Genomic DNA, 9,428 nt, shown 5'->3' with positions numbered 1-9,428 from the left:
CAACGAATGGAAATCATCTACACCCCCGTCCACGGTTCGTGGCTCAACATGGCCGAAATCGAATTCACCGTCCTCGGCCGCCAAGCCCTCAACCGCGCCTTTGCCGACAAAGCCGCCGTGCAAGCGGCTGTGGCGTGTTGGAAAGACCAACAAAACGCAAAGTCCAGGCCGCGAAATTGGCAATTCAAAACCGCCGATGCCCGCATTAAACTAGCCAAACTATACCCGACTATTTAATATTTTTTAACCACTAGTGGAGCGGCACATTGGCAGTAAATAGACTTGTTCCTGAATTAGCAAACGTACCTATAGAACGTCATGCTGAGCTTGTCGAAGCATCTCTACCGCATCGTTTGGGTGTCGTTCGGTAGAGATGCTTCGACAAGCTCAGCATGACCGCTAATTTTTCTCAGTGTTTCCTATTAGGGAACAAGTCTAATATCTGATTTTCAGCCTTCGGCCAGCAGAAATCGACCACTCGGCTGTGGTCGGCGCCCACGTCCAGAATCCGGGCCTGTTTGTTCAGCGCAAACGAGCGCATGAATTCCAACGAGGTGGTGGGCACGGGCTGGGTCTAGCTGACCTCGGCGGCCTGATTGGTGGAATACTCTTCCTCCCAATGGTCTCGCGTGTTTTCGAGGTGCATGGCGGAGGGCTTAAAAAAGGGTGGCAAAAGCAAAAGGGAGCGCTGGGTCATGCCCCTGACAACACACAAAACCATCGGGAACGGGCAAAAATCCGGTACAAATTCAACCGCTCGTCTTGCCCGTGGCGGCTTTGCGATGACTGTGAATGACGAAACCCCGGTGGCGCAGGTAGTTGTAAGGCGTGACATCCGTTTTTTTGAACGGTTCGCATGCTCCTTCGGCCCCTCATGCCCCGTACTTTGGCCGCTTGGCCTACTCATTATTAGCTACATAGACCAGCCGCCGCCCAGGGCGCGGTAGAGGTCGGTGAGCAGCAGGAACTGCTCGCGGCGGGCAGCGGTCAGGCTCAGTTCCGCGTCGAGCACGCTGCGCTGGGCCGTCACTACTTCGAGGTAGTTGGCGTAGCTGGCCCGGTAGAGGGTATTAGAAACGTTGACGGCGCGGGTGAGGGCGGCCACCTCCTGCTGGCGCAGGTCGGCCACGCGCCGGTAGTTGTCGAGGCCGCGCAGGTTGGTGGTCACCTCCTCGAAGCCGGTCTGCACCGCTTTTTGGTAGCCCAGGTACGCGGCCTGCTGCTGGGCCCTGGCGCGGCCGTAGCTGGCCTTGACCAAACTGCGGTTGAGTACCGGGGCCGTCAGGCCGGCCAGCAGCCCAAGGGTCAGCGAGCTGGGGGTTGGCAGCAGCAGGGCCGGCGAGTAGGCATTCACGCCTAGGTAGGACGCTAGGGTAAGGGAGGGCAGGAACGCGGCGCGGGCGGCCGCCACGTCGGCGCGGGTGGCCACCAACTCTAGTTCGGCCTGCTGCACGTCGGGCCGGCGCAGCAGCATGGCGCTGGGCAGGCCGGCGGCCACGGCGGCGGGCACCACCTGGGCCGTCAGCGGCCGGCCACGGCGAATGGGCTGCGGGTAGCGGCCCAGCAGGCGGTTGAGGGCATTTTCGGTGGCGGCAATGCGCTGGTCGGCCTCGACTTCGAGGCTACGGGTGCGCAGCAGCTGGGCCGCAAACTGCTGCACGGCCAGCTCGGTGGCCCGGCCGCCCTTTTTTTGCAGCTTCACGATTTCAACGGCCCGTTCCTGAAGAGCCCCGTTTTTGCCCAGTACCACCAGCTGGTTGTCGTAGGTCAGCAGCTCGTAGTAGAGGCTGGCCACTTGGGCCACCAGGGCGGTTTGCACCAGTCGGCGACCCTGCTCACTGCCCAGCAGGCGGGCAAACGCGGCCTCGCGGCGGCTGCGCAGCTTGCCCCAGAGGTCGATTTCCCAGGCGCTGCTCAAACCCAGGAAAAAATTAGGCACCCCGTTGGGCAGCTCCCGGCCGTCGTTGGTGCTGGTTTGGCCGAGGGCGGCATAGTCGGCAAACCGGTCGAAGCCACCGGTTGCCACGGCGCTGACGCTGGGCAGCAGCGCCCCGCGGGCCACCAGCACCCCGGCGCGGGCCACTTCCACGCGCTGCATGGCGATGAGCAGGTCGGGATTGGCCTGCACGGCGGTGTCTATCAGGGCCACCAGGGCCGAGTCGGCGAAAAAGCGGCGCCACGACAGCTGGCCAATACCGGCCGAATCGGCCGAAGCGGTGGCGGTGGCGGTGGCGAAGGCGACGGGTACGCGGGCGGTGCGGGGCGGCGTCAGCCGGGGGGCCGCCACCTGGCAGCCACCCAGCAGGGCCAGCAGAGCCAACGTTGCCAGGCCGCGCCGGGCGGGTAATTGGAAGAACGAACGGAGATTCACAAACATAAAGGGGCTAAACAGTCGCGTGGGCCGGTTCGGCCAAGAGGGAGAGCGCCGGGGCGGGGTCGGTCAGCGGACCTTCCGCCGGGGCGGCGGGTTGCTTTTTATCCCGCGAAAACAGCACGTAGAGGCCCGGAATGAGCACCACGCCAAACAGCGTCCCGATGAGCATGCCGCCCGCCGCGGCCGTGCCGATGGAGCGGTTGCCCATGGCGCCCGCGCCCGTGGCAACGCACAGCGGAATCAGACCGGCCACAAAGGCGAACGACGTCATCAGAATGGGCCGCAGGCGGGAGCGGGCGCCCTCCACGGCGGCATCGAGCACCGAGGCGCCTTGCTGGCGGCGCAGCACGGCGAATTCGATGATGAGGATGGCGTTTTTGCCGAGCAGGCCGACGAGCATCACCAGCGAAACCTGGGCGTAGATATTATTTTCAAGCCCAAAGAGCTTGAGAGCCAGAAAGGCCCCGAAGATGCCGGTAGGCAAGCTCAGGATGACCGGCAGCGGCAGGGCGAAGCTCTCGTACTGGGCCGCCAGCAGCAAATACACGAACAGCAGCACGATACCGAACACGTAGAGGGCCTGGTTGCCGGAGATGATTTGCTCGCGCGTCATGCCGCTCCACTCGTAGCTGTAGCCGCGCGGCAGCTCCTTGGCGGCTACTTCCTGGATGGTCTTCACGGCGTCGCCCGACGAGAAGCCCGGGGCGGCATCGCCGTTGAGCGTGGCCGAGGTGTACATATTGTAGCGGGTGAGCTGCTCGGGGCCGTACACGCGCTCCAAGCGCAGGAACGTGGTAAAGGGCACCATCTCGCCGCGGTTATTCTTCACGTAAAGTTTGAGCACGTCCTCGGGCTGGGTGCGGAAGCTGGGCAGGGCCTGCACCATCACCCGGTACATCTGACCGAAGCGGATGAAGTTGGAGGCGTAGTTCGAGCCCATCAGGGTTTGCAGGGTGCTCATGGCCGTGGCCACGGTCACGCCCTTTTTGGCGGCCAGGTCGGCGTCGAGGTGGATGAGGTACTGCGGGAAGTTGGGGTTGAAGCCGGAGAACGCGCCTTCAATGGCGGGCGTCTTGTTCAGGGCCGCCACGAAGCGCTGCGTTACCCGGTAGGTGGCCTGCAAGTCGCCGCGGCCGGTACGGTCAAGCACCCGCAGGTCGAAGCCGCCGGCGTTGCCGAAGCCGGGCACGGTGGGCGGCGTGAAGAACTGAATCTGCGCGTCGGTGATGTGGCGGGTTTTGGCCCGGAGCTGGTTGATAATGTCGGTGGTCGATTCCTTGCGCTCGTCCCAGGCGGCCAGGTTTATCATGCCCATGCCGTAAGAGGCGCCGGCCACGTCGTTCATCAGGCTATAGCCGGCCAGGGTCGAAACGGACTGCACCGGCTTGAGGGTCTGGGCCACGCGCTGCACCTGGTCGAGCACGCGCTGGGTGCGCTCGACGGTGGCACCGGGCGGGGCCGACACGTTGACGTACACCATGCCCTGGTCCTCGGTGGGGATGAAGCCAGTGGGCAGAATGGTGCTGACGCCCCAGGTGGCGGCGAAGAAAAACACCAGCAGGCCCACCGTCACCAGCCGGCGCGCGGCCAGCATGCGCACCAGCCCCTGGTAGCGCCCGGCAAAGGCCTCGTAGCGGCGGTTGAAGCCGGCAAAGAACCGGCCCAGCAGCCCCGTGCGCTCGGCGTCCGGCTTCGGCTCTTTCAGCAGCAGCGCGCACAGCGCGGGCGTGAGCGTCAGCGCGTTCACCCCCGAAATGACGATGGCAATGGCCAGCGTGAGCGAGAACTGGCGGTAGAACACGCCCACCGGGCCGCTCATGAACGAAACCGGAATAAACACCGCCGACATCACCAGCGTGATGGCCACGATGGCGCCCGAGATTTCGCCCATTGCCGCCAGCGTGGCGTCCATCGCCGGCAGGTGCTCCTCGTGCATTTTGGCGTGCACGGCCTCCACCACCACGATGGCGTTGTCGACGACAATTCCGATGGCCAGCACCAGCGCGAAGAGCGTGAGCAGGTTAATGCTGAAGCCCATCACCTGCATGAAAAACAGCGTGCCCACCAGCGCCACCGGCACCGCCAACGCCGGAATGAGCGTGGAGCGCCAGTCCTGCAAAAACAGAAAAACGATGACGAATACCAGCAAAAACGCCTCCGCCAGCGTGCGCAGCACTTCGTGAATGCTGGCGTCGAGGAAGCGCGACACGTCGTAGCTCACGGTGTAGCGCATGCCGGGCGGAAAACTGGTTTTCTGCAGCTCGGCCATGCGCTCTTTCACCGCCGCAATCACATCGGAGGCATTGGAGCCGGGCAGCTGCTTGAGCATGATGGCGGCCGAAGCCTGGCCGTTGGTTTTGGACAGCATCCGGTAGGTCTGAACGCCGAATTCCACGTTGGCCACGTCCTGCAGGCGCAGCACCGAGCCGTCGGGGTTGGCGCGCACCACAATCTGCTTGTACTGCTCGGGCTCGAAAAGCTTGCCGGTGTAGCGCAGCACGTACTGCAGGGGCTGGGATTTCTGCCCGGAGCTCTCGCCGGTCCGGCCGGGGGCGGCTTCCACGTTCTGGGCCTGAATGGCGCTCACCACCTGGTCGGCGCCCACCTTGTAGGCCAGCATCCGGTCAGGCCGCAGCCACACGCGCATGGCGTACTCGCGGTTACCCATGATTTCGGCGAGGCCCACGCCCTTGATGCGCTTGAGCTCCTGCAACACGTTGATATCGGCGAAGTTGTAGATGAACTTCTCGCCCACGTTCTTGTTGTCGCTCACCACGTTGAGGTAGAGCAGCATGCTGTTCACCTCTTTCTCGGTCGAAACCCCGGCCTTGATGACTTCCTCGGGCAGCTCGTCAATCACCGTGGTCACGCGGTTCTGCACGGCCACGGCCGCCAGGTCCGGGTCGGTGCCGACTTCAAAAAACACCTCCACCAGCGTGGTGCCGTTGTTGGTGGTCACCGTGTTCATGTAGGTCATGCCCGGCACGCCGTTGATGGCGCGCTCCAGCGGCGTGGCCACGGCCTTGGCGCACACCTCGGCGTTGGCCCCGTTGTACTTGGCCCGCACCGTCACGGACGGCGGCACGATGTCGGGAAACTGCGTGACGGGCAACGTAAACAGCGCCCCCACGCCCAGCAGCGTAATAAACAGTGAGATGACGAGCGACAGCACCGGCCGCCGAATGAAAATATTGAACATAGTGTGCGGAGATTATTCGTTGGCCGCGAGGCTATTCAGCGTCACCGGGCGGGTGGTGATGCGGGTGCCGTCGCGCAAGTCCTGGATGCCCTCGACCACGATGGTTTCACCGGCTTTCAGGCCGCTTTTCACCACGTAGAATTCGGCGAGGCGGGTTTGGGGCACGAAGTTTTGCTGGTGCACCAGGCCCTGGCCGTCCACGACGTATACATAATTTTTATCCTGCTGCTCGAACACCGCTTTTTGGGGCACGAGCACGGCATCGGTCACGGTGCTGGTCAGGCGCACCTTGCCGGTGGCGCCGTGCTTGAGCAGCCGCTCGGCGTTGACGAAGCGGGCGCGGAAGGCAATGGCGCCGGTGCCGGCCTGAAACTGGCTTTCCACGGTTTCGACCTTGCCTGGCGGGGCATAGAGCGAGCCATCGGCCAGCACCAGGCGCACGGGGCTGCCGTTCTTCTCCGCTTTTCGGGTCTTCACAAATTCCAGGTACTCGGCTTCCGACACGTTGAAGTAGGCAAACACGTCGCGCGCGTCCGTCACCGTGGTGAGCAGGGTGCCGTCGTCCACCAGGCTGCCCACCTTCAGGCGCTCGCGGTTCACCACGCCGTCGAAGGGCGCCCGTACCAGGGTGTAGGTCAGCATCAGGGCCGCGTTGCGCTCGCCCGACTTGGCTTCCTGCACCCGGGCCTCGGCAGACCGCAGCTTGGCCAGCGCCACGTCCAACTCGGTTTTCGAAATGATGTCCTCGTTCGTGAGCATGCGCACGCGCTCCAGCTCCAGGGTGGCCACCCGGGCCTGGGCGGTGGCGTCGCTGCGCCCGGCGCGCAGGCGGTCGAGCTGGGTGCGGTACTCGGTGTCGGTGATGCGGAACAGGGGCTGGCCCTTCTTCACCAGCTCCCCCTCGTCCACGTATATTTTCTCCAGAAAGCCCTTCACCCGCGCCCGCAATTCCACGTTGCGCACGGCCTGAATGTCGGCCACGTACTCGCGGGTGAGCACCGTGTCGTGGGCCACGAGGCGCACCACGGGCAGGGCCAGCGGCTCCTCGGCGGCGGCCCCGTCGCCGGGCGTATCGGCCGCGCCTTGGCCGCAGCCGGTGAGCAGGGCGCTACCGGCTAGCAGCAGGGGCAGGCAGGTAGTGCGCAGGGCACGTAAAATAGGAATTGACATGGTGCGTAGCATGGGCCGTGGTTCGGAGGCCGGGCAGCCAGAAAGAAAAAAGATGAAAGGGGTAGCGCTTAGGGCAGCAGGGCCAGCAGCTCCTGGTCGATGAGGTCCGGGTTGGTGGCCAGCTCCGTTCCCGGCGTGAGCGAGAGCAGGTGGCAGCGGGCCACGCGGTCGAGCAGGGCCCGGCCGCGGCGCACCACCACCACGCGCTGGTCAATAGTCCATTCCAGCAGCGGGTTGACTTCGAGCAGGGCCATTCGCCACCAGGCCAGGGAAGCCGCGGACTGGCCCAGGCGACACACAATGTCGCGCCGCAGCTGGCGGGTGGCCAGCCACTGCGCCGGGAGGGACAAGGCCGAGAAACTGGCAGTAGTAGTCATGGGCTGAGGCGTGAAAAGTGAAATAGTAGCAGGCAATGAGGGCGCCTAGTAGGCCGTGCGGCAGGCGTCTTCGGCCTGGCGCATGGCCTCCGTGCAGCGGCGGCTGTGCGCTTCGGAGTATTGGGAGGATTCGTCGGCGCAGTCCCGGCTAAGCCGGATACCGCGTACCCGCGCCGCAACAGCTGGCCCGTTCAGACTACTCGAGAAGTATTCATTACAAGCAGTGACGCAGGCTCGCAGGGCATCGAGCAAGAGTTGTCGGCGGAGAAGCATAAACAGGAGAAGGGCGGTAAGAAATCGGAAATGATTACGCTAGGGCTGAACCAGAAGCAGGGTATCGGCCGGGGCGGGCTGGTTATCCGGCAACTTATCCGGCGACTTATCCGGCAACTGGAGCGGTACCGGCTGCTGCGGGATGATAGCCGGGTCAAGCAGCTGGGATTCCAGCGCTTGGTTTACCAGCTGGGCATCGAGCCGGGCATCGAGCCGAAGCAGGAAATAGAAATTCAGCACTGTGGAGAGCAGCAGGGCGCCCACCAGCAGGTACAGCAGCATTCGGGGGCGATTTTCTCCTTTCATAGCAGGAGCCAGACGGCAGTTAATGCCACAAAGCACTCCCCCCGACATTAACGCGGCCTGAACCCGAGATTAAAAAACATTAAAACGGGGCCGGCCGGCCAGCACGTCCTGCTGCGACCAGAAGCTGCCGCCGTCGGCAACCGGATTAACATCGGCAGCGCAACCGGCCACGTAATGGAGACGGGCTATTTCGACCTCGCACCCGGGTGGTTCGGCGGCAACTTCCCCGGTGGGCGCAGCCGCCGCTTCGTCAACTCGTGCGCGTTCAGCGACTACGGGTATAACTTCCCCGGTGGGCGCTATTTCCTTGCGTTTGGAACGAAATCAAGCTGCACCGGGCCGCTCAGACAGCCATCAAGTGCAGCGTGGCCGTAGTGCCCCGCCCAACCGCTGACTCCAGGTGCAGCTCGCCGCCGTGGCGCTGCGCAATCTTTTGCGTCACGGCCAGCCCAATGCCGTAGCCCGCCTCCTGCCGGCCGTTCCCGGCCCGGTAGAGCGGCTCCGTGACCCGTGCCAACTCGGCGGGCTCGATGCCGATGCCGGTATCGGCCACGGCCACGGCCACCGTGACCGGGTCGCGGTAGCCCAATACCACCACCACGTTAGCGCGCGAATATTTGCAGGCATTATCCAGCAGGTTGAGCAGGGCGTTGGTGAGCAGCTGCGCGTTGCCGGTCACCGCAAACGGGGTGTCGAGCCGGTCCGGCACCTCGCCGAACCGCAGCTGCAGCGTCCGGCCGGGGTAGCGGGCCTGGCATTGGGCCAAGGCTTGGGTGAGGCACTCGTCCAGGCGCACGGTTTCGCGGCGGAAGCCGGCTTCGTCGGCTTGGGCCAGGGCCAGCAGGCCGTTGGTCAGGGCCACGAGGTGGCGCAAATCTTCCACGGCGGAAGCCATGCTGTCCTTGGCCTCCGCCAAATTCTGGTCGTAGGCGTGGCCGGTTTGCAGCGTGCCCAAGGCGGCGGTCAGGGGCGTCCGTAGCTCGTGGGAAGCGTGGCCCACGAAGCTTTTTTGCGCCTCAAACGCCTGCTCCACGCCGCCCAGCATCCGGTTGAAGGTGATGGCCAGCTGCGCAATTTCGTCGGTGCCGTTGCCTTCGTCCACGCGCCGGCTCAGGTCGCGGGCCGTGATTCGCTTCACCTGCTTCACCACCCGCGCAATGGGCTTGAGCGACTCGTCGGCGAAGTACCAGCCTGCCAGAATGATGAGCACCAGCGCCCCCACGTTGCCGGCCAGCAGTATCAGGCGCAGGCTAGCCAGCTGCGCCCGGCCCAGCTCGTCGTAGCCGGCCGCAAATAGCCGGTAGGTCCGGCCAGCCGGCCCGTAAGTCAGCGCCACGGCTTCCAGCGGCCCGGACAGAAAGCGCACCGGCACCCCGCCAGCCGCCGGCCCCAGCGCGAGTTGGCGCAGGTTTTCCGTCTGCGACACGGTGTCGTCGCTCACGTAAAGCAGGCGGTTGTCGGGCGCGTAGATGCTGATTTCTTCCTGCTCGATGGTCAGCAGGTCGCGTCGTCGAAAGGCCCGTGCCGGCGCCGCGTTTGAATCGACCGGGCTGGCCGCCGCGCCCAGGTTCAGGCGGGCCGTCATAATGGCCTTGCCGGCGAGCCGGTGGCTGAAGCGCTGCTGCCGGGCCGCGGCGTGGAAGTAATACACGAAGGCCGAAAAGCTGAGCTGAATGGCCAGCACCAGCAGGGTAAAGCGCAGGATGAGTTTGTTGCGAATCAGCATCGG

At 64.5% G+C, this 9,428-nt stretch carries 7 protein-coding genes and 1 pseudogene; 1 reads left to right on the top strand and 7 read right to left on the bottom strand.

All coding sequences use genetic code 11. The features are described from left to right. Window positions 1-237: pseudogene (locus IEW17_RS11315) on the top strand (IS630 family transposase); the annotation flags it as partial. Window positions 238-913: 676 nt separating this feature from the next. On the opposite strand, the gene IEW17_RS11310 reads toward IEW17_RS11315, so the two are convergent. The 7 genes from IEW17_RS11310 to IEW17_RS11280 form a co-directional block, all read right to left on the bottom strand. Next, window positions 914-2,371 carry an efflux transporter outer membrane subunit gene (locus IEW17_RS11310; protein WP_229748957.1) on the bottom strand — a complete coding sequence of 486 codons (1,458 nt, stop codon included), beginning with the start codon at window positions 2,369-2,371 and terminating at the stop codon, window positions 914-916. Window positions 2,372-2,384: 13 nt separating this feature from the next. Further along, window positions 2,385-5,573, bottom strand: coding sequence for an efflux RND transporter permease subunit (locus tag IEW17_RS11305; protein ID WP_188562151.1), 3,189 nt, complete (start codon window positions 5,571-5,573; stop codon window positions 2,385-2,387). Window positions 5,574-5,585: 12 nt separating this feature from the next. Continuing rightward, window positions 5,586-6,743, bottom strand: coding sequence for an efflux RND transporter periplasmic adaptor subunit (locus tag IEW17_RS11300; RefSeq protein WP_188562150.1), 1,158 nt, complete (start codon window positions 6,741-6,743; stop codon window positions 5,586-5,588). A gap of 68 nt (window positions 6,744-6,811) precedes the next feature. Next, complete coding sequence (locus IEW17_RS11295) at window positions 6,812-7,120, bottom strand: hypothetical protein (protein ID WP_188562149.1); 309 nt, start codon at window positions 7,118-7,120, stop codon at window positions 6,812-6,814. 45 nt (window positions 7,121-7,165) lie between these two features. Further along, on the bottom strand, window positions 7,166-7,393 hold the full coding sequence (locus IEW17_RS11290; RefSeq protein ID WP_188562148.1) for a four-helix bundle copper-binding protein: 228 nt from the start codon (window positions 7,391-7,393) through the stop codon (window positions 7,166-7,168). 39 nt (window positions 7,394-7,432) lie between these two features. Then, window positions 7,433-7,699: a hypothetical protein gene (locus IEW17_RS11285; protein ID WP_229748956.1), complete on the bottom strand. Its 267-nt coding sequence runs from the start codon at window positions 7,697-7,699 to the stop codon at window positions 7,433-7,435. Between the two features lie 343 nt (window positions 7,700-8,042). Further along, window positions 8,043-9,425 carry a sensor histidine kinase gene (locus IEW17_RS11280; protein ID WP_188562146.1) on the bottom strand — a complete coding sequence of 461 codons (1,383 nt, stop codon included), beginning with the start codon at window positions 9,423-9,425 and terminating at the stop codon, window positions 8,043-8,045. Between the last annotated feature and the right edge of the window lie 3 nt (window positions 9,426-9,428).

This window comes from Hymenobacter frigidus (genome assembly GCF_014640435.1).
GTDB lineage: Bacteria > Bacteroidota > Bacteroidia > Cytophagales > Hymenobacteraceae > Hymenobacter > Hymenobacter frigidus.
Note: the sequence above shows the minus strand (reverse complement) of the source record. Positions and strands in the feature narration are given on the sequence as shown.